Annotated in this window: 21 protein-coding genes; 5 read left to right on the forward strand and 16 right to left on the reverse strand. The window is 35.2% G+C overall.

Annotation, left to right across the window (positions count from 1 at the left end):
• A partial coding sequence (locus DN394_RS23820; protein WP_255451650.1) for a Gly-Xaa-Xaa repeat protein occupies nucleotides 1-591 on the forward strand: 591 nt, incomplete at its 5' end.
• 80 nt (nucleotides 592-671) lie between these two features.
• On the opposite strand, the gene hfq is transcribed toward DN394_RS23820, so the two are convergent.
• Both hfq and miaA read right to left on the reverse strand, forming a co-directional pair.
• Nucleotides 672-896, reverse strand: coding sequence for an RNA chaperone Hfq (gene hfq, locus DN394_RS23825; protein ID WP_000813896.1), 225 nt, complete (start codon nucleotides 894-896; stop codon nucleotides 672-674).
• Between the two features lie 21 nt (nucleotides 897-917).
• Nucleotides 918-1871, reverse strand: a complete 954-nt coding sequence (miaA, locus tag DN394_RS23830) for a tRNA (adenosine(37)-N6)-dimethylallyltransferase MiaA (RefSeq protein ID WP_149294320.1) — start codon at nucleotides 1869-1871, stop codon at nucleotides 918-920.
• Nucleotides 1872-2052: 181 nt separating this feature from the next.
• Here miaA and DN394_RS23835 point away from each other — a divergent pair, with 181 nt between their 5' ends.
• Nucleotides 2053-2298 carry a hypothetical protein gene (locus tag DN394_RS23835; RefSeq protein ID WP_000814419.1) on the forward strand — a complete coding sequence of 82 codons (246 nt, stop codon included), beginning with the start codon at nucleotides 2053-2055 and terminating at the stop codon, nucleotides 2296-2298.
• 62 nt (nucleotides 2299-2360) lie between these two features.
• On the opposite strand, the gene entD is transcribed toward DN394_RS23835, so the two are convergent.
• The 8 genes from entD to gabP all read right to left on the reverse strand — a co-directional run bounded on the left by entD (nucleotide 2361) and on the right by gabP (nucleotide 11339).
• Nucleotides 2361-3293: a cell wall-binding protein EntD gene (gene entD, locus DN394_RS23840; protein WP_149294313.1), complete on the reverse strand. Its 933-nt coding sequence runs from the start codon at nucleotides 3291-3293 to the stop codon at nucleotides 2361-2363.
• Between the two features lie 347 nt (nucleotides 3294-3640).
• On the reverse strand, nucleotides 3641-5500 hold the full coding sequence (locus tag DN394_RS23845; RefSeq protein ID WP_149294314.1) for a PTS fructose transporter subunit IIABC: 1860 nt from the start codon (nucleotides 5498-5500) through the stop codon (nucleotides 3641-3643).
• A gap of 13 nt (nucleotides 5501-5513) precedes the next feature.
• A complete protein-coding gene (gene pfkB / locus DN394_RS23850) occupies nucleotides 5514-6425 on the reverse strand; it encodes a 1-phosphofructokinase (protein WP_097914783.1) in 912 nt (303 codons plus the stop codon).
• Complete coding sequence (locus tag DN394_RS23855) at nucleotides 6422-7174, reverse strand: DeoR/GlpR family DNA-binding transcription regulator (RefSeq protein WP_149294315.1); 753 nt, start codon at nucleotides 7172-7174, stop codon at nucleotides 6422-6424. Before DN394_RS23855 ends, pfkB begins: the two co-directional genes overlap by 4 nt.
• A gap of 157 nt (nucleotides 7175-7331) precedes the next feature.
• On the reverse strand, nucleotides 7332-8495 hold the full coding sequence (locus tag DN394_RS23860) for an iron-containing alcohol dehydrogenase (protein WP_149294316.1): 1164 nt from the start codon (nucleotides 8493-8495) through the stop codon (nucleotides 7332-7334).
• Between the two features lie 117 nt (nucleotides 8496-8612).
• Complete coding sequence (locus DN394_RS23865; protein ID WP_000228316.1) at nucleotides 8613-9155, reverse strand: DUF420 domain-containing protein; 543 nt, start codon at nucleotides 9153-9155, stop codon at nucleotides 8613-8615.
• Nucleotides 9156-9472: 317 nt separating this feature from the next.
• Entirely contained in the window at nucleotides 9473-9811 is a 339-nt protein-coding gene (locus tag DN394_RS23870; RefSeq protein ID WP_141542890.1) for a hypothetical protein, read from the reverse strand.
• 133 nt (nucleotides 9812-9944) lie between these two features.
• Nucleotides 9945-11339, reverse strand: coding sequence for a GABA permease (gene gabP / locus DN394_RS23875; protein ID WP_000360102.1), 1395 nt, complete (start codon nucleotides 11337-11339; stop codon nucleotides 9945-9947).
• Nucleotides 11340-11761: 422 nt separating this feature from the next.
• On the opposite strand from gabP, the gene DN394_RS23885 reads away from it, so the two are divergent.
• A complete protein-coding gene (locus tag DN394_RS23885) occupies nucleotides 11762-12835 on the forward strand; it encodes a chitinase (protein WP_149294317.1) in 1074 nt (357 codons plus the stop codon).
• A gap of 264 nt (nucleotides 12836-13099) precedes the next feature.
• Here the strand turns inward: DN394_RS23885 and DN394_RS23890 are convergent, their stop codons facing one another.
• On the reverse strand, nucleotides 13100-13993 hold the full coding sequence (locus DN394_RS23890) for a metallophosphoesterase (RefSeq protein ID WP_097914775.1): 894 nt from the start codon (nucleotides 13991-13993) through the stop codon (nucleotides 13100-13102).
• 196 nt (nucleotides 13994-14189) lie between these two features.
• Here DN394_RS23890 and DN394_RS23895 point away from each other — a divergent pair, with 196 nt between their 5' ends.
• Entirely contained in the window at nucleotides 14190-15005 is an 816-nt protein-coding gene (locus DN394_RS23895; protein ID WP_097914772.1) for a formate/nitrite transporter family protein, read from the forward strand.
• A 141-nt stretch (nucleotides 15006-15146) separates the two neighbouring features.
• A complete protein-coding gene (locus DN394_RS23900) occupies nucleotides 15147-15419 on the forward strand; it encodes an HU family DNA-binding protein (RefSeq protein WP_001043902.1) in 273 nt (90 codons plus the stop codon).
• A 19-nt stretch (nucleotides 15420-15438) separates the two neighbouring features.
• On the opposite strand, the gene DN394_RS23905 is transcribed toward DN394_RS23900, so the two are convergent.
• From DN394_RS23905 to DN394_RS23925, 5 genes are all read right to left on the reverse strand, one after another.
• Nucleotides 15439-15918 carry a GNAT family N-acetyltransferase gene (locus tag DN394_RS23905; protein ID WP_149294318.1) on the reverse strand — a complete coding sequence of 160 codons (480 nt, stop codon included), beginning with the start codon at nucleotides 15916-15918 and terminating at the stop codon, nucleotides 15439-15441.
• Nucleotides 15919-16080: 162 nt separating this feature from the next.
• Nucleotides 16081-18501: a heavy metal translocating P-type ATPase gene (locus DN394_RS23910; protein ID WP_149294319.1), complete on the reverse strand. Its 2421-nt coding sequence runs from the start codon at nucleotides 18499-18501 to the stop codon at nucleotides 16081-16083.
• Nucleotides 18502-18596: 95 nt separating this feature from the next.
• The gene (gene copZ / locus DN394_RS23915; protein WP_098127637.1) at nucleotides 18597-18803 is read right to left on the reverse strand and encodes a copper chaperone CopZ; all 207 of its coding nucleotides are present in this window, start codon (nucleotides 18801-18803) and stop codon (nucleotides 18597-18599) included.
• Between the two features lie 202 nt (nucleotides 18804-19005).
• Entirely contained in the window at nucleotides 19006-19308 is a 303-nt protein-coding gene (locus tag DN394_RS23920; protein ID WP_000349637.1) for a metal-sensing transcriptional repressor, read from the reverse strand.
• Nucleotides 19309-19601: 293 nt separating this feature from the next.
• Nucleotides 19602-19829, reverse strand: coding sequence for a hypothetical protein (locus DN394_RS23925; RefSeq protein WP_000849106.1), 228 nt, complete (start codon nucleotides 19827-19829; stop codon nucleotides 19602-19604).
• Nucleotides 19830-20081 lie beyond the last annotated feature (252 nt).

Raw genomic sequence — 20081 nt, forward strand, 5'->3', positions numbered from 1 at the left:
ACGGGTACTCAAGGTCCAGCTGGCGCTACCGGTGCTACTGGACCTCAAGGCGTTCAAGGTAACACAGGTGCTACCGGCGCTACTGGACCTCAAGGCGTTCAAGGTAACACAGGTGCTACCGGCGCTACTGGACCTCAAGGTGTTCAAGGGCCAACGGGCGCTACTGGTATAGGAGTTACTGGACCTACTGGACCTAGCTTCCCTGTAGCAACAATTGTTGTAACAAACAATATTCAACAAACAGTACTACAATTTAATAACTTTATTTTCAGTACTGCAATTAACGTAAACAATATTATCTTTAATGGCACAGATACAGTTACAGTTATCAACGGTGGTATTTATGTAATTAGCGTATCTATTTCTACAACTGCGCCAGGATGCGCTCCTCTTGGAGTAGGCATTTCAATTAATGGAGCAGTCGCAACTGATAACTTCTCTTCAAATTTAATAGGCGACTCACTTTCATTTACTACAATCGAAACGTTAAGAGCTGGCGCAAACATTTCTGTCCAATCTACTCTTAACGAGATTACAATCCCTGCAACAGGAAACACTAACATCCGACTTACTGTATTTAGAATTGCTTAAATTTCACTATTTATTGTTTATGACAAATAAAAAAAGAGCGAGAAACTCGCTCTTTTTTTGTTATGTACAATAATTCATTACTACTCTAATTCAATTGAAACATTTTTTTGTGGTACAAATGTAGAAATTGCATGTTTATAAATAAGCTGTTGCTTACCCTCTGTTTCCAGTAGGACTGTAAAATTATCAAATCCTTTAATTAATCCACGAAGCTGGAAACCATTTAATAAGTACAGCGTAACAAACGTATTTTCTTTACGGAGTTGATTTAAAAACTGATCTTGAATATTGATTGATTGCTTCATGTCGAATCCTCCTCTTTTTCTCTACTTACTATTATTCGACTTTAGTTGTAACTTTCCTTCTATGTATCGTAAAATTTCTGACGTTTTTTCACCGCCTGTAACATCAAACCATGTGACATCCATCTTATTACGGAACCACGTTAATTGACGCTTTGCATAACGACGTGAATTCGTCTTTAATTGTGATACCGCTTCTTCTAAAGAGACACGATCCTCAAAATAATCATATAACTCTTTATACCCAATCGCTTGAATAGATTGACAATCTCGTATCCCTCTATTATACAATCCTTCTACTTCTTCTAATAACCCTTGGTCCATCATTATATCAACTCGTAAGTTAATGCGATCGTATAGCATTTCTCGATCCATTGTCAAGCCAATCAAGGAAACATCGTATAATAACTCGTTTTCTTGTTTTTCAAGTTGATCACTCATTTTTTCACCCGTCGTGTGGAAAATTTCTAACGCTCTAATGACACGACGTACATTATTCGCATGAATACGCTCAGCACTTTCTGGGTCTACTTCTTGTAATTTCTTATGTACATATTCCACACCACGTTCTAATGCTAACTTTTCCATTTGTTCTCGGTATATAGTATCGCCAGCATCATCCGTAAACTGATAATCGAATAAAACAGATTGTATATACAGACCAGTTCCACCAACGATAATTGGCAATTTACCACGCTCTGTAATCTCTCGAATATGCTTACGAACACGTTCTTGAAATTCGGCAACAGAAAATGATTCTTCCGGATTTTTTATATCGACCATATAATGCGGAATTCCATCCATCTCTTCTTTTGTCACCTTTGCAGTTCCAATATCCATCGTACGATAAATCTGCATGGAATCTCCACTTATAATTTCACCATTCAACGCTTTGGCAAGATCAATACTTAACTTCGTCTTTCCAACAGCAGTTGGTCCAATGATGACAGCAACTTTTTCACGGTGCACTTCTCCCATATCATTCAACTCTCTTTATGTGATGTACTCCATCTATTGATTATATCCAATCTTACCAATTTTAACGGCATGATTGCAAGTTCTTTCATTCCGGTACATGAAATTATAAATAAAAAAGAACATAGTTTGTCCAATTCCGCATATACATGATTAAAAATACCTTCGAGAGGATGAGTTGACTATGAAACAATCCACCATTAATTTTTCATCTTTAACAAAAGACCTTATTTTAGCTACTGCTACAAAAGAACAAAATTGTTCACAAGAAGAATTATATTTCGCCTTAAATTGTTTGCTACGTTCTTTTCATTCTACTCTCCAAGAAACAACATTACATCCAGAAAATAAAAATACAGAGTATATACAAAATCAATTTTGCAGTGCCTATAAAATTATTACAGGTAAAACTATTTATCCTTTTCAATAACCCATAAAAGGCGATTGCTTACATACTTTCAAGCAACCGCCTTTTATATTAATATATATACACTATTTGATCACTTTCACTTTTACAGATTTGCGCCCCCAGCTATCGGCACTACCATCTGAACCGACTAATACATCAATACGATTTCCTTTAATCGCACCACCAGTATCTCCAGCAATTGCTTCTCCATATCCTTCTACCCATACTTTTGATCCAAGCGGAATTACTTTAGGATCAACAGCAATTACTTTCATATTCGGATTTGCTGTTAAATCATGCCCCATTGCAGTTAATACACGACCACCATACGTACCATTCTCACTTGGATGCGCTGTATACGCTGTCGCTTCTACTGTTATTTCACGTCCACCAGCAGGTGCACTTGTTTCAGTAGATTTCGTAACTTGTTTCGTAGTTGACTGCTGTTTTGCCACAGGTTTACTTGATTCTACATTTTTAACAGACTCTTTGTTCTTAACTACTTTATTATTTTTAACCGGCGTATTTACTCTTACTGGCGCCTCTTCTTGCGTTACAACTTCTTTCTTTTCAATTACAGGTGCCGTCCCTGTTAAAAATGGCATGTGAACATATCCCGTTTTTCCATTATAGTCAAATTGTAACCATTCATTTTGAACTTGATTTGTCGTTTCAATTACATCATCTTTATTCAGTTTACCAAGAATTTCAGAGTCAGCATTCGCTCCAGCACGAACATTTAACACGCCCGCCGTTACATAATATGTACTTTTTGTAAATTCAGCACTTACAAACGCTTCTTTACCATTTAATTTAATTTTTGCCCATCCGTTTTCTGTATTTATAACATCTAATTTATTTCCACTTAACATTTTACCTACAAGCTTTGACTCTACAGTTGGGTTTTCTCTAACATTTAATACGTCTGTTGTTACAATCGTTTCTGCTTTCGCAGAACCTGCAAAAATCCCAAGACCAAAAACTGCCGCCGTTGCTATACCTAATAATTTTTTCATGAATAGCCTCCATTTGCTTTGTTTTCGTATTTTCATTATAGCAACAGATTTTTAGGATTTTTAGAAATCACACAATTACAAACCATTCGTAATACACGATTAATGAGTTGTAACATAAATTTCCATATTAATGAATTCCATTTCTAATAGAATTCCCAATAGTTTTCATATATTTTCCACATACTAGCCCAAAATTTTTTTCCAGAAAAAATTACAGTATTACTTTTTTGTTACAAAAAAAACATATTTCATTACATCTTTTACCAAAAATCATCATTCTCCAATTATTAATCTCCTTTTTTGTAATAAAAAAGAGCAGCTAATAAAAGCTACTCCTTTTTCATGTGTTATTTAACTTTCTTTTTCCAAATCCCCATCATAAGAGCTGAAATAACTGTCCCTATGAATATCGAGAAAATATATAACACCGGTTTATTTACTAATGCGATAACAAACAATCCACCATGCGGTGCTGGTAACGTAATTTGGAATAACATAGATAATGCACCCGCAACACTTGAACCAACAACACAACTTACTATTACTCGAATCGGATCTGCAGCTGCAAATGGAATCGCACCTTCTGTAATAAACGATGCTCCCATAATATAATTTGTTAAACCAGATTTACGTTCTGCTTCAGTAAATTTTGATTTAAAGAAAGTAGTTGCGAATGCAATCGCTAATGGTGGTACCATACCACCGGCCATAACAGCAGAGTGCACGCCAAAGTTCTGCGCTTCTATTGCAGCAATACCAAATGTAAATGCAGCTTTATTAATTGGACCACCCATATCAATTGCCATCATACCACCTAATATAAGACCTAGTAATATAGCATTTGTACCGTTCAAACCATTTAACCATCCTGTTAACATTTCATTCAATGCTACTACAGGCGGAATTACTACTTTTTGCATAACAACTCCTGTAATCAACAATCCAAAGACCGGATATAACAATACAGGTTTAATTCCTTCTAACTGTGCTGGTAATCCTGAAAACAATTTTTTCAATCCTAAAACAACATACCCAGCTAAGAAACCAGCAATTAATCCCCCTAAAAATCCAGCATTCGCATGTGCTGCTAAAAATCCACCGACAACACCAGGCATAAATCCTGGACGATCAGCAATAGAACTTGCAATAAATCCAGCTAAAATTGGTACGAGGAATAAAAACGCACCTGTTTTGCCTCCACCAATAGACATTAACAATTCAGCCAATGGTCCTTCTGCTTTTATACCACCAATCCAAAATGCTAGTGCAATTAAAATTCCTCCACCAACAACGAATGGAAGCATATTACTTACACCGTTCATTAAGTGCTTATAAATTCCTAACCCTTTTTCTTTCTCTGTACTTTCTGTCTTCCCATCTTCCTTTATTCCTTTAAAGATTGGCGCGTCTTGTTTTACAGCTCGATTAAGAAGTGTTTCCGTTTTTCTAATCCCATCAGCGACTGGCACTTGAATAACATGCTTCCCAGCAAAACGGTTCATTTCTACTTGTTTATCTGCGGCAACGATAATAGCTGTTGCTCGTTCAATGTCCTCTTTCGTTAAAGCGTTTTTTATACCTGTTGATCCATTCGTTTCAACTTTAATCGCTATTCCTAGCTCTGCTGCTTTTGCTTTCAAGCTATCCGCAGCCATATAAGTGTGAGCGATTCCAGTTGGACAAGCCGTAACTGCTAATACGTACGGTCCATTTCCTTCTGGTTTTGCAATCTCAATGTCTTCTTCTTCTTTTTCATTCTCTTTTTCATCAAATAAACGAAGAAGTTCCTCTTCATCCTTTGCTTCTAACAATTGCTTACGAAATCCTTCATCCATTAATAATGTAGATAGGCGCGATAACGTTTCTAAATGAGTATTATTCGCCCCTTCGCTCGCAGCAATCATAAAGAATAAATGTGCAGGCTGCCCATCAAGCGATTCATAATTGATACCGCTTACACTTCTACCAAAACAAATCGCTGGTTGCTTAACAGCTTTTGTTTTCGCATGAGGTATTGCAATCCCTTCCCCTATTCCAGTCGTACTTTGTGACTCCCGCTTTAAAATAGCTTCTTTAAATTCCGCTTTACTATTTAAACGATTTGCGCCGTCTAATTTCTCAACTAATTCATCTATGACAGCTTCTTTATTTGAAGCTGTCAAATTCATAATAACTGTATCCTTTTTTAATAGTTCTGTAATTTTCATATGTTGTTTCCCCCTATCGCTTAGTTACAATTACTTGCGACAATAATTCTTCTACTTTTTCCTTTTCACATAAATCAGCTGAAAATGCCGTTGCACTCCCTGTTGCAACGCCATATTGAAATGCCTTTTCAATATCTTTTGTCTGTTCATATTTCCCTACAAATCCTGCAACGAGTGAATCTCCGGCCCCAACCGAATTAATTACAACACCTTTTGGAACAGTTGCTTCATATATACCTTCTGCCGTAAATAATAAAGCCCCATCTCCAGCCATTGATACGATAACATGCTCTACACCTTGTTCAACTAATTTTCTTCCATACGGTAAAATATCTTCTACTGTTGAAATCTCTACTCCGAATAAATCACCAAGTTCATGATGATTAGGCTTTATTAAAAATGGCTTATTTTTAATTACATGATGCAGTGCACTACCACTTGCATCGACTACTACGCGAATGCCTTTTTCAGCTCCGAACGCTGCGATTGATTCATAAAAAGTAGTTGGGATAGACGCTGGTAAACTTCCAGCTAGTACAACACAATCTCCCTGCTTCATACTTTCAATTTGTTTCATTAATTGTTCAAATTGCTCATTTGTCACACTAGGACCTTGTCCATTTAATTCTGTCTCTTCTTGTCCTTTGATTTTCACATTAATTCGAGAATCTCCATCTACTTGAACAAAGTTTGTTGTTACACCTTCCGCCTGTAATACATCTTTAATAAATCGACCGGTAAATCCACCAGTAAATCCAAGCGCTACATTTTCAACACCTAAACGATGAAGAACGCGAGAAACATTAATCCCTTTTCCACCAGGAAACTTCATATCTTTCTCTGCTCGATTTACTGCTCCTAAATCGAAGGAATTAACTTGTACTACATAATCAATAGATGGGTTTAAAGTAACTGTATAGATCATTGTTTATCAGCCTCAATTACATTGGTTTGTCTTTTATATTTTTCTAAATCAATTTCTAAATGGTTTGTAATAATATTTGCTTCTTCAACATTGGCAATTTTCGCAAACGCAACTTCTGAAAACTTACTTTCATCAATTAAGAAATATCCTTCGTTTGCTAATGTTAATGCCATTTGTTTTAAAAGTGCCTCTTCTGGATCTGGAGTTGTAAAACCAAGCTGTTCATGCACACCATTCGCTCCTAAAAAACATTTATCAAAGCGATACTTCTGCATACTTTCCTGTGCCATAGCACCAATTAAAGCTTTCGTCCTACTCTTCATCATCCCGCCTAGTAAATACGCACGAATATTATTTTCAACTAAAGCTTCAATATGCATAAGTCCATTCGTAACGACTGTAACATCTTTATTTATTAAAAATGGAATCATTTCAAATGTTGTACTTCCTGCATCTAAATAAATACAATCACCTTGTTCAACAATGCTAGCCGCATACTTCGCAATTTGTTGTTTTATTTGAATGTTTTGGGATGATTTTTCAACCATCGTTGGCTCTTGTCCTTTTCCTGTTAAAACAGCAGCACCACCATGAACTCTTTTTAATAACCTTTGCTTTTCCAATTGCGCTAAATCACGACGAATTGTTGATTCAGAGCTTTCTGTTCTTTCCACTAATTGTTGTAATTTAACAACCTTCTGCTCTTTTACAAGTTGCAATATCATTTGATGACGTTCAGGAGTTAACATTTTATTCACCTCTTCTTTGATTACAGTATAATGAAAACGATCACAAAAATCAACCATAAACATTCATAAATAACCAAAATCAATCAAAAACAGTTATAAAAAACAAAAAGAAACCCATTTGATATAACAATCAAATGGGTTTCTTTACTCTATTCACTTATAAAGAAGCTTTATATATACTTAAAACATCGTCTTTATTTAATTTTTTAAAGTTACCAAATTCACCATAAGCCATCGCTTTATCAGCCATTAAATCAATTTCATTTTCCCCAATACCGTAATCCGCTAACGTTACTGGCGCCTCAATTGAAGTCCAAAATTGACGTAACGCCTCAATTCCTTCTAACGCAATTTCTCGATCAGTCTTTTCATCTATTTCTACATCGAATACGCGAATAGCGAACTGTTTAAAACGACTTACATTTTCATCTACAACACGCTTCATCCAGTTCGGGAATAAAATCGCAAGGCCACCCCCGTGTGGTATATCATGAACCGCAGAAACTGCATGTTCAATATTATGAGTCGCCCAATCTCCTTTTACTCCCATCGCTAAAATACCGTTTAACGCCATAGTACCGCAATATAAAATAGTTTCTCTATGCTCATAATTTTCTAAATCACTTAAAAGCTTAGGAGCAGTTTCAATTACTGTTTTTAAAACAGATTCACAATAACGATCTTGTAATTCTGTATTTGTTCCATGATGGAAGTATTGCTCTAATACGTGCGACATAATGTCTACCATACCGTAAATTGTTTGATCCCTCGGCACAGACGCAGTATGAACTGGATCTAAAATCGAAAACTGCGGGAAAGTAACTGGGCTACCCCAGCCATATTTTTCATTCGTTTCCCAGTTTGTAATGACAGAACCAGCATTCATTTCAGATCCTGTTGCCGCAAGCGTAAGTACCGTACCAAATGGTAACGCCTCACTAGCAAATGCTTTTTTCGTTACAATATCCCATACATCTCCATCATATTTGCTACCAGCAGCAATTGCTTTCGTACAGTCGATTACACTTCCTCCGCCAACCGCTAATATGAATTCGACGCCATTATCTTTACAAATTTGAATCCCTTTCTTTACAGTTGATACACGAGGATTCGGTTCAACACCTGTCAATTCAAATATTTCCGCATTTATATCTTTTAAAATAGAAATTACATTATCATAAATACCGTTTCTTTTAATGCTGCCTCCCCCGTATACGAGAAGAACTTTTTCACCGAACTGTGGAATTTCAGTTTTTAACTGTTCTAATTGACCTTTACCGAAAATAAGTTTCGTTGGATTACGAAATACAAAATTTTGCATATCCCTTTACCATCCCTTCTATATGAAAAGCAACTATACTTTTGTATACCATATTTTTTTCATTTCACAAAAATATTTGCCTAACAAAAAAAATCCCAGCCTGCAGGCTGAGATTTTTTATTGATAATAAGGTGAGATCATTAAGTAAACAATAACACCAGATAAACTTACATATAACCAAATTGGCATCGTCCAACGTACAATTTTACGATGACGTGTTAATTGATTTGTAAAACCAAATACAAGTGCAAACAATGCAAGTGGTACAATAATTGCTGCCAGGATAATATGTGTAATTAAAATGATGAAATAGACATATTTAATGAATCCTTCTCCGCCAAAATGGGTTGCTGGCGCCAAGTAATGATACGATAAATAAGAAACACAAAATAGCAACGTCGTTGTAAATGCTGCTAGGATGAAACCACGGTGCATTTTCACATTCTTCTTAATAATAGAGTATAAAGCTGCTAATAAGAATACGAACGTAAAGCTATTAAAAATTGCATTTAACATTGGTAAAATTGTTACATCAAAATGTACTTCTCCTTCATAGCCAACAGGTCCAAAGAACAAAAATAAAATAATCGCATTTACAATTACAGAAAGCGTTATCACAATAGGAGCATAGCTTTTCTGATTAGTTGATTGATCCACCAAAATGGTCACTCCTCTTCCTTCAAATATGTATACGTAACCTCACTATTTTAACATATTATTCACAGTGTAAATGTGACAATAGTTTGACACAGTAAGACAAAGCAAAGAAAAAAATCCTTCTTAATAAAACTTCTTAAGAAGGATTTTATCGCTTTATTATTTAAATAGCAATGTAATTAGTTTTTGTTAAAAAACGTATTGCTATATGCTTGATAAATTTCAGACACTTGATATCCCATTAAAGAAATTGCTGTTAATGAAAAGAAACCGATCATAAGAAATCGAAACCACATATAAATCTCCTCCTTGTATTTAGCTTAAAAAGCAGTCGCTATATTACAAGTTGAGTGGCACTCTTCATCGTCACTTTCCTTCTTCTTTACAATTGCTGTTATAAATCGAATCATAAAGAAAATCACAAAAGGAAATTGTTCGTAATTTACCTTGGCATAGTTTGGCAACGACTCGCGCTGCACATCGAATGGAGATGAGAAGGAATAGAACATGCCTTGCTCTTCCATATATACAATTACAATTTTCATACAAAACATTATTCCTAGAAACGAAACAATATCTTGCCATTCTGTCGTATATAACAAGTTATACAGCTCTAATACGTACTCTTCCATCCTCATCCCCCCTTCCTTTTTTACCATTTTGCTCGCCTTCATATAAAAAGTCAAGAAAAAAGTTTATATTCACTATGACAATAGTAATTACTTGTTTCTATGATTATATATGATTCTTTTATAGCAATGATTGGGTGTAACTCTCTTCTAAAACAAGAAATTAGAATCGAACAGATTCCTCATTCTTGCTTTTAGGATTCAACAATGTACTATTTTTATTTCTATTAAAAATAAAATAAGAGATTATTATAAGAACAGTAACAAGCATTGTTAAAAGCGCTTGTGAACGTAAAGATTCAATTGCGAGCATGGCAACTAAAACTGCTATAATCGCAGCAATTGTAACATATGTTACATATGGAAAGAGCCACATTTTCACTTTCAAATTTTGTTGTTCCGCTTTCCCCATTTTTTTACGTATCTTGAAATGTGAAACTGCTATAACGAGATAAACGAGTAACGCAATTCCGCCAGATGCATTCACTAAAAATAAAAATACTTTATCTGGAGATATGTAACTAAAAACAACTCCAATGTAAGCGAAGAACGTTCCAAATAAAACCGCCCGAACTGGAACACCACTACTATTCAATTTCAAAAATGCCTTTGGTGCATCTCCTCTTTCTGCCATTGAAAAAAGCATTCTTGAGTTCGTATATAAACCCGAATTTAAACAAGAAAGTACAGCTGTTAAAACGATAAAATTCATAATTTGCGCTGCCGCTGGTATCCCTATATGTTCTAGTACCGCCACAAATGGGCTTTTTAGTATGTTCGCCGAATTCCAGGGAAGGAGTGTAACAACTACAGCGATCGATCCAATGAAAAATACGAGAATACGCCAAATCACACTATTTGTTGCAGTTTTGACTGCCTTTACAGGTTCGGCAGACTCTCCAGCGGCCACTGCAACAATCTCAGATCCCATAAATGAAAATATAACGACGGTAATTCCAAGTAACACCGAACTTATACCATTTGGCATAAATCCTCCTTGACCTACTAAATTCGAAGTGCCAGGTGCTTCCGTTCCTGGTACAAATCCTAAAATAACAGCGAGTCCAAGACAAAGGAACAAAACAATACTTATTACTTTAATAAATGAAAACCAATATTCAAATTCTCCAAATGATTTCACCGAGAAAACATTCGTCAACGTTAATAAAATCGTTAATATTAAGCTTAATAACCAGAGTGGGATTTCTGGAATCCAGTATTGAATAATACCAGCACCTGCTGTAGCTTCTATTGCAATAACAATTACCCAGAAAAACCAATATAGCCACCCAATTGTATAACCTGCCCATGGACCAATTGCCTCTCTTGCATATGTTGCAAATGAACCACTTGTCGGATTAATAGCTGCCATTTCTCCTAGCATTCTCATAACGAAAATAACTAGAAGTCCTGCTAATGCATATGAAACGATAGAACCTGGTCCGGCTGAATGCACAACCGCACCACTTCCAACAAACAAACCCGCTCCTATTACGCCGCCAATGGAAATCATTGTAATGTGGCGTATTTTGAGGTCTTTCTTAAGATTTTTATCCAACTCTTGTACATCCCCTTCCAAACTTAATTTTGAAATTTACCCCGCATTAACGGGCAGTAAGACCCTCACCTCAAAATTCAGCGGAAACAAAGAAGTTAGGCGGGAATCTACTGCCCGTAAATGCCCGATTGGTGAGGGCTGATAATCAGCGGGGGATGAACAACCCCCCCACTGATTAAAGTTTCACTTTATGTAAGAGTATTATGCGAAAAATCTTGTCCTATACTTTAAAATATATCAAAATATTCTGAATTTAACAATCGTAATTCGACCTCCTCCAAAAATTATTACATTAGGTTTAATATTTTTCCATACACAATTGTTGAGAAATTTATAGTCGCCTTACAAAAGAATGAATTTTCAGATATCATGGAATAAACAAGATTATACATCTAGACAACTTTTTGTATAGGAGTGTTGATATGTTAAACAAGTTCAAATTCATTTGTTGTACTTTCGTAATTTTCTTACTGCTACCGCTAGTCCCCTTTCAAGCACAAGCAGCAAACAATTTAGGATCAAAACTACTCGTTGGATACTGGCATAACTTTGATAACGGAACTGGCATAATTAAATTAAAAGACGTTTCACCAAAATGGGATGTAATCAATGTATCTTTCGGTGAAACTGGTGGTGATCGTTCCACTGTTGAATTTTCTCCTGTGTATGGTACAGATGCAGAATTCAAATCAGATATTGCTTATTTAAAAAGCAAAGGAAAGAAAGTAGTTCTTTCAATTGGTGGACAAAATGGGGTCGTTTTACTTCCTGATAATGCCGCTAAGCAACGTTTTATTAATTCCATACAATCTCTAATTGATAAATACGATTTTGATGGAATTGATATTGACCTTGAATCAGGAATTTACTTAAACGGTAATGACACTAATTTCAAAAATCCAGCGACTCCTCAAATCGTAAATCTTATTTCAGCTATTCGGACAATCTCAGATCATTATGGTCCAAATTTTCTATTAAGCATGGCTCCTGAAACAGCTTATGTTCAAGGCGGTTATAGCGCATATGGAAGCATCTGGGGTGCTTATTTACCGATTATTTACGGAGTGAAAGACAAACTAACATACATTCACGTTCAACATTACAACGCTGGTAGCGGGATTGGAATGGACGGCAATAACTACAATCAAGGTACTGCAGACTACGAGGTCGCTATGGCAGATATGCTCTTACATGGTTTTCCTGTAGGTGGTAATGCAAATAACATTTTCCCAGCTCTTCGTTCGGATCAAGTCATGATTGGACTTCCTGCAGCACCAGCGGCCGCTCCAAGTGGCGGATATATTTCTCCAACTGAAATGAAAAAAGCTTTAGATTATATCATTAAAGGAATTCCTTTCGGAGGAAAGTATAAACTTTCAAATCAGAGTGGCTACCCTGCATTCCGCGGCCTAATGTCTTGGTCTATTAATTGGGATGCAAAAAACAACTTTGAATTCTCTAATAACTATAGAACATATTTTGATGCTATTCAATAGGTTATTTAACCTATTGTTGTTTTTTATTTATGTAAAATGGAGAGATTCTTTTCCATCTCTAACATAACTATTTACAATACTTGAAAGGACTTTGCCACGAAACCATTCCGTTATATAAACTTTCCAATTCTTTATGCCCTGTCTCTACCATAGAAATTCCCATTTCCTTTTTAACACTCTAAATAAAAATCACATAACATTCTGTATTTATCCAATAAAAAAAGAGAACTTTCTCTGAAAGTCCTGTTACTACTCTAAAATAGTCTAGTTGCTATTTTGCTTCAATACAAATACTGAAAGTTCAGGTACACTCCAAAATCTAACAGGCATTCGGGTTGTCCCAATACCACGATTTACGTATAAATGTAACGGCTTATTCTTCCCTTCTAATTCATACATACCTTCAACATGACTCTCAGCTAATTTTGTAGTAATTAATGGACCTACAAAAGGAATTTGAACTTGTCCTCCGTGACTATGTCCTGACATTTGAAAATCAACTGGGTAACGAGCTACTTTATCTACAACATCTGGCTCATGTACTAATAGCATATTGAAATCTTGTTGCCTTACTTGTTTTAAAGTCGCGTCTATTTGCGGCTTCCCTAATAAAAAATCATCCAAACCTGATATTGTAATATATTTGCCATTTTCCGCATTAATTTTATGCACTTCATTTACTAACACAGAGAAACCTGCTTCCTCCATATACTTTTTATAAAATAAACTACCGCCCCCGCCCCTATCATGATTCCCAAACACTGCATATTTCCCTAAGGGCGCATGTATTTTCTGCAAAATGCTTTGCGCTTCTTCTCTTTCTGCCTTATACGATCCAAACTTATCTATTAAATCCCCTGTAAAAACTACTACATCTGGATGTAACGTATTCATCTTCTCTACCAAATTTTCTAGTTGTTTCAGTGTAAATTCTGGCCCTAAATGCACATCTGAGAATTGTAATATCTTTTTGTTATTAAACTCTTTAGGAATTGTAGAAGCTTCTATTTCATTCCACGTAACTGTTACTAGTTTTCGTTCTATTTCTGTCGCATAGAAATACAAACTTATTGAAATCATTACTATACTTATGAAACTAATTATACATATCTTGACGATTGATTTTTTTTGTTCTTTTTTTACATGATGTGTATTCATATTCTCACCTCTAGAAGTACTTTAAAGCCTTATTGTTACATTAATGTGACAACATGAACAATGTTAGCTATATCCAATTCTATCCTCATTCACTTTGACAAATTTATACAGAAGTCATAACATATTTTTATAATACATAGATTCTTAAAAATGTTCCTTCTATTCATTCTATCATTTTATTAAGGAGAGATTATTTATGTCTGTATTTACACCAGAAGAAATTACGGAACTTGCTGCGAATTCCGGAAGAAAAAAAGCTCATTTATCATTACTCCCTATGCTAATTCTCGGTTTTTTTGGGGGTGCTTTCATAGCATTAGGGTATTTACTCGATATCCATGTTATCGGAACAATGCCAAAGTCTTGGGGATCCTTTACTAGTTTTCTAGGCGCTGCTGTATTCCCGATCGGTCTTATACTCGTTATTCTTGCAGGCGGTGAACTAGTAACTGGTAACATGATGACAGTTTCTATGGCTTGGCTTCAAAAGAAAATTACTTTATTTCATTTCATACTAAATTTAGTTATTGTTACGTTTAGCAACTTCATAGGTGCTGTATTCGTTGCTTATTTTTTCGGTCATATCGTCGGATTAACAGAAGGCGCTTTTTTAGCGAAAACAGTTTCTATTGCGCAAGCTAAACTACAAGATACACCATTGCAAGCTTTCATTTCTGCAATCGGATGTAATTGGCTCGTTTGTTTAGCTGTTTGGCTCAGTATGGGAAGTAAAGAATTTATCGGAAAGATTATCGGCATTTGGTTCCCAGTTATGACTTTTGTTGCGATTGGATTTCAACACGTTGTAGCCAATATGTTTGTTATCCCAGCTGCAATTTTTTCTGGTCATTTAACTTGGATTGAATATTTTCCAAACTTCATTTTTGTTTTCTTTGGAAACTTAGTAGGAGGTATGTTGTTTGTAGCATTACCTTATTTCATATCATATACTAAGAAGCTACCTTCCAATAAAGAGCAAACCCAATTAAAGAAAAAATCTGTATCCGCTTAAATAAACTGTCTATACAGTAGCTCTAAAAAATATTACAAATTTCATTTTTTTTACGAATATATGTGCGTACACTTGTTCTCGAATGTTTTATACGTTATAATAACAACTTAAATAGCATTATTTACATATGAGGTGAAAAACATGAACAAAACAGAATTAATTAAAAACGTAGCACAAAATGCTGAGATTTCTCAAAAAGAAGCTACTGTAGTTTTACAAACTGTAGTAGAATCAATCACTAACACTTTAGCTGCTGGTGAGAAAGTACAACTTATCGGATTCGGTACATTCGAAGTTCGCGAAAGAGCTGCTCGTACAGGCCGTAACCCACAAACTGGTGAAGAAATGCAAATCGCAGCTTCTAAAGTACCTGCTTTCAAAGCTGGTAAAGAACTAAAAGAAGCTGTAAAATAATGAAAAATAGCCTTCTCGTTTATGAGAAGGCTATTTTTTTCATTACATAATTAATAAAAATCTGACCATTATGCTGTTTCTTTTGTTCCTTTATGCAAATAAAACCGTTACTTTCAAAGAAGGGTTTTGCTGTAATACTCGCCTCTGTATATATCTCCCTATGCCCTAAGCTTACTGCTTCTTTTTCTAACTTCTGTAGTATGTAGGAAGCTATCCCTTTTCCTTGATAATCTTTATGTGTAAATAAGCGATCTATGTAATGCTCATCATTATAATCACCAAATCCCACTATCACACCGTTATAATCCGCTACATAACTAATATTCTTCTCTAAAGACTTTAACCAGCTTTCTCTCTCTAGTCCATCTGGTGCCCATGCCTGTAGTTGTAACACGTTATAATCTTTTGCATTAATTGTATGAACTGTTTCATAGAATAACTGTAATACTTGTTCTAAATCCTCTTGATGGAATGTTCTAATGATCGTGTCTTTTAACATATATGAACCTCCTTACTAAACTATCATTTAACTTTTCTACCATCTAGTATTCAATATTTCTGCTTTATTATATCTTTTTTCTTTCTATATAAACAAAAAAACAATACTTATTTCAAAGTATTGTTTTTTGTATAAAAGCATATGCAATTACTCCATAGATTTTTATTTTTTTAATTTCACTCTTTGCAGTCGTAATGCATTTAATACAACGGATACAGAACTAAATGCCATCGCGGCTCCAGCAACCCAAGGTGCTAAGAAACCGAATGCTGCAATCGGGATTCCTAATCCATTATAAGCTAGTGCCCAGAATAAATTTTGCTTAATATTTCTTATCGTCATCTTGCTCATAAAGATTGCATCAGCAATACTATTTAAATCACCACGAATTAACGTAATATCTGCTGCTTCCATCGCTACATCCGTTCCGGTTCCAATCGCCATACCGATATCCGCCGTAGCCAGTGCAGGAGCATCATTTATTCCATCTCCAACCATTGCTACTTTCTTACCTTGCGCTTGAAGTTTTTTCACTTCTTCTGCTTTTCCTTCTGGTAATACTTCTGCAATTACGTGATCAATACCAACTTGCTTAGCAATTGCCTGAGCAGTTTGTGTATTATCTCCTGTAATCATAACTACTTCTAGACCCATTTTCTTAAGTCTTGCAATAGCTGCTTTTGAAGTATCCTTTACAGTATCTGCAACGGCCACTATACCAGCATATTCTTTATTGATCGCAATAAGCATTGCTGTTTTTCCTTCTCGTTCTAGCTCTTCCATCGATTTAGAAACTTCTTCAATATCAATATCGAATTTCTTCATTAATCGACGTGTACCAATTAATAATTGTTTCCCTTCTATGACTGATTCGATACCGAATCCCGGAATCGCTTCAAACGATTCTGAACTTGGAATATCAATTTGCTTTTCTTTAATTCCCTCTACAATCGCTTCTGCAAGTGGATGTTCAGAATTTTTTTCTGCCGCACCTACTAAACGTAGTATTTCTTCTTCGTGGAATCCATCTGCTACAATTATATCTGTTAACACCAGTTTCCCGTTTGTCACAGTACCTGTTTTATCTAGAATAACTGTATCTAATCGGTGGGTTGTTTCTAAATGCTCTCCACCTTTAAATAAAATGCCATACTCAGCCGATCTTCCTGATCCTGCCATAATAGACGTAGGCGTTGCAAGACCTAATGCACACGGACAAGCGATAACAAGTACGGCTATCATTTTCTCAAGTGCTCCGCCAAAATCACCAGGTGTAACAAATAACATCCACACTGCGAATGTAATAATAGCAATCACAACTACAACCGGTACGAAAATACCTGAAATTTGATCTGCTACCCTTTGAATAGGAGCTTTTGAACCTTGAGCCTCTTCTACTACTTTAATAATTTGAGCTAATGCAGTATCTCTTCCTACCTTAGTTGCTTTAACTTTTAAAAACCCATTTTTATTTATTGTAGAACCGATTACTCCATCCCCAATTGTTTTATCAACCGGAATACTTTCACCTGTCAACATCGATTCATCTATTGCTGACTTTCCTTCTACAATTTCCCCATCTACCGGGATTTTTTCCCCTGGTTTCACATAAACGATATCACCAGCTACCACTTCTTCGATTAAAATTTTTATTTCTGTTCCCTCTCGTACAACAGTAGCTGTTTTCGCCTGTAACCCCATTAATTTTTTAATCGCTTCTGACGAGCGTCCCTTTGCTTTCGCCTCAAATAATTTACCTAAAATAATTAATGTAATAAGTACCGCACTCGTTTCAAAATACAAGTCTGTCATATGTTCCGAAGAACCAATCGACCTAATGCTTAAATACACACTGTAGAAATACGCTGCAGACGTTCCAAGTGCCACGAGAACGTCCATATTGGCACTTTTATTTCGTAACGCTTTATAAGCTCCAACATAAAACTGCCCACCAATGATAAACTGAACTGGAGTTGCAAGAGCTAGCTGTACCCAAGGGTTCATAAGCATATCAGGTAAATAAATAAACGATGTGAATGAGAAATGACTTACCATTGCCCAAAGTAACGGGAATGATAAAATAAACGAAATGATAAATTTCTTCTTTTGTCGCTCAATTTCTTGTAAGCGATGATCAGTTAATCCATCTTGCTTATCTGATTTCACTTCCAATTTATATCCTAATTTCGTAATTGCACTCTTCATTTCATTTACATTAATTTCATTTGGGTTAAAATCTACTGTAGCTGATTCCAAAGCGAAATTTACTGTCGCTCCGTTCACACCTTCTAACTTATTTAAACGCTTTTCTACTCTATTGGCACATGCTGCGCATGTCATCCCAGAAACAGTAAACTCAGCTTTATCACTTACAATTCCATATCCTAACGATTCAACTTTTTCCTTAAACTGTTGCGGGTTTGTTTTTTGGGGATCATACATTATTTTTGTTTTTTCAAGTGCAAAATTTACATTTGCATCATGAACACCTTCTACTTTTTTCAAGCCTTTTTCAATTCTATTTGCACATGCCGCACATGTCATTCCTGATATTTGAAGATTAGCCTCTTTCTGTTCATTCATGTCTCTCACCTCTATATACCCTCATAAGGTATAATTATTAACAAAATAAATCGTACTTCCTATAAAGTACGATTTATTTCCATATCTAAAAATAATTATTGAACATCGTACCCTTGATCTTCAATTACAGCAACGATATCTTTTAACGTTACAACTGATGAGTCGATAGTAACTTCAACAGTTCCTTCTGCTAATTGAACTTTCACTTGTTCAACACCGTTTATTTCTTTCACGCTGCTTTCAATTGAATTTACACAATGTCCACAAGACATACCTTCAACTTGTAATGTTAACTGTTCCATTTAAAATCCTCCTCTTGTTTCTTCATTGTTTGTTAATCACAATTACATTTTACCATACCCCCCTAAGGTAATCAATGGTTTTGTATCATGATTTTTCAATTATTTTCTAAAAGTTTATTTTACACACACTTTTTCACATCAATACCTCGCAATCCTATATAGAGGTAAACAAAAAACAAGCCAGTTACATACTAGCTTGTTTTTACGCTTTTGAAAAACGTTCAAATACTGTCATTAATTCTTCAATTGCTTCATCACCATTACCATTTTTAATAGCACCTGAAACACAATGACTTGTATGGTTTTTTAATACACCCATTCCTACTTTTTTCATCGCTGCATTAATCGCTGAAATTTGCACTAAAATATCCACGCAATAACGATCATTTTCAATCATATTTTGAATACCGCGGACTTGTCCTTCAATTCTCTTTAATCTATTTATAATTTGTTCTTTTTCTTTTTCTGATCTATGTGTCACTGCTTCATGCTCTTTATGATCCATAATTATCACCTTCTTAAAGTTTCTCTTCATCCAATAAAACAATTGCTTTTACGAGTATACCAATTATAGCATTAAATATCTACGTATGATACCCCATATGAGTATATTTCCGCTCTATGCTTATTCTTAACAACTTATTAGCTTCTCAGACTCAATTATTATGATACCCTTGCCTTTTTTTCAAAAAACAATAATAAGCAGGGATTATCCATCCCCGCTTATTATTCATCCACCAATATAAAAGTCTCAATTTTCACACGTGTAAATTGAGACTTTTTTCTTCCTATATATAATTATTGCTGATCACATACTTTTGTATCATTCACTACTGAAGTTCCTTCAACGGTTACCGTATGAAAACAGTCATTTACACGAACTGTCACGACATTATCTTGCCGATCAATCACGTGATATTCATTAAAATTTTTATTCAGAGCACTGCGAATTTGTTCTCCTTCATAAATTGGAATGCCATGTGATAAAACCCAAATAAGCCCAGCGATAGCAAGAATAGTTTTCATACGATCTACCTCCTTGAGAATATAGTGAACTTTTAATCCATGCTTTTTCAGCTCTACTAATCATGAATGGAATGAATCAAGCCTTTTTGGAAATAAGTTCATTTCGTCTATTTTATGTTTATGCTAATTGTGACCGAATTGTGACAACTTTTTGTCTCTTTAGACGAAAAGTTGAAACAAAACGTTCAAAAAGGACAATTCTACTTGCACAAACAAAAGGCTATGGAGAATTTGAAGTGAACCCGAATAGTG

The sequence above is a fragment of the Bacillus sp. BB081 genome, assembly GCF_008368895.1.
GTDB classification, from domain to species: domain Bacteria; phylum Bacillota; class Bacilli; order Bacillales; family Bacillaceae_G; genus Bacillus_A; species Bacillus_A wiedmannii.

Bases quoted from the DNA above. Each gene is read 5' to 3' on its own strand.
- hfq (WP_000813896.1), bottom strand. From the start codon at position 896: ATGAAGCAATCAATCAATATTCAAGATCAGTTTTTAAATCAACTCCGT.
- miaA (WP_149294320.1), bottom strand. From the start codon at position 1,871: ATGGGAGAAGTGCACCGTGAAAAAGTTGCTGTCATCATTGGACCAACT.
- DN394_RS23835 (WP_000814419.1), top strand. From the start codon at position 2,053: ATGAAACAATCCACCATTAATTTTTCATCTTTAACAAAAGACCTTATT.
- entD (WP_149294313.1), bottom strand. From the start codon at position 3,293: ATGAAAAAATTATTAGGTATAGCAACGGCGGCAGTTTTTGGTCTTGGG.
- DN394_RS23845 (WP_149294314.1), bottom strand. From the start codon at position 5,500: ATGAAAATTACAGAACTATTAAAAAAGGATACAGTTATTATGAATTTG.
- pfkB (WP_097914783.1), bottom strand. From the start codon at position 6,425: ATGATCTATACAGTTACTTTAAACCCATCTATTGATTATGTAGTACAA.
- DN394_RS23855 (WP_149294315.1), bottom strand. From the start codon at position 7,174: ATGTTAACTCCTGAACGTCATCAAATGATATTGCAACTTGTAAAAGAG.
- DN394_RS23860 (WP_149294316.1), bottom strand. From the start codon at position 8,495: ATGCAAAATTTTGTATTTCGTAATCCAACGAAACTTATTTTCGGTAAA.
- DN394_RS23870 (WP_141542890.1), bottom strand. From the start codon at position 9,811: ATGGTAAAAAAGGAAGGGGGGATGAGGATGGAAGAGTACGTATTAGAG.
- DN394_RS23885 (WP_149294317.1), top strand. From the start codon at position 11,762: ATGTTAAACAAGTTCAAATTCATTTGTTGTACTTTCGTAATTTTCTTA.
- DN394_RS23890 (WP_097914775.1), bottom strand. From the start codon at position 13,993: ATGAATACACATCATGTAAAAAAAGAACAAAAAAAATCAATCGTCAAG.
- DN394_RS23895 (WP_097914772.1), top strand. From the start codon at position 14,190: ATGTCTGTATTTACACCAGAAGAAATTACGGAACTTGCTGCGAATTCC.
- DN394_RS23900 (WP_001043902.1), top strand. From the start codon at position 15,147: ATGAACAAAACAGAATTAATTAAAAACGTAGCACAAAATGCTGAGATT.
- DN394_RS23905 (WP_149294318.1), bottom strand. From the start codon at position 15,918: ATGTTAAAAGACACGATCATTAGAACATTCCATCAAGAGGATTTAGAA.
- DN394_RS23910 (WP_149294319.1), bottom strand. From the start codon at position 18,501: ATGAATGAACAGAAAGAGGCTAATCTTCAAATATCAGGAATGACATGT.
- copZ (WP_098127637.1), bottom strand. From the start codon at position 18,803: ATGGAACAGTTAACATTACAAGTTGAAGGTATGTCTTGTGGACATTGT.
- DN394_RS23920 (WP_000349637.1), bottom strand. From the start codon at position 19,308: ATGGATCATAAAGAGCATGAAGCAGTGACACATAGATCAGAAAAAGAA.
- DN394_RS23925 (WP_000849106.1), bottom strand. From the start codon at position 19,829: ATGAAAACTATTCTTGCTATCGCTGGGCTTATTTGGGTTTTATCACAT.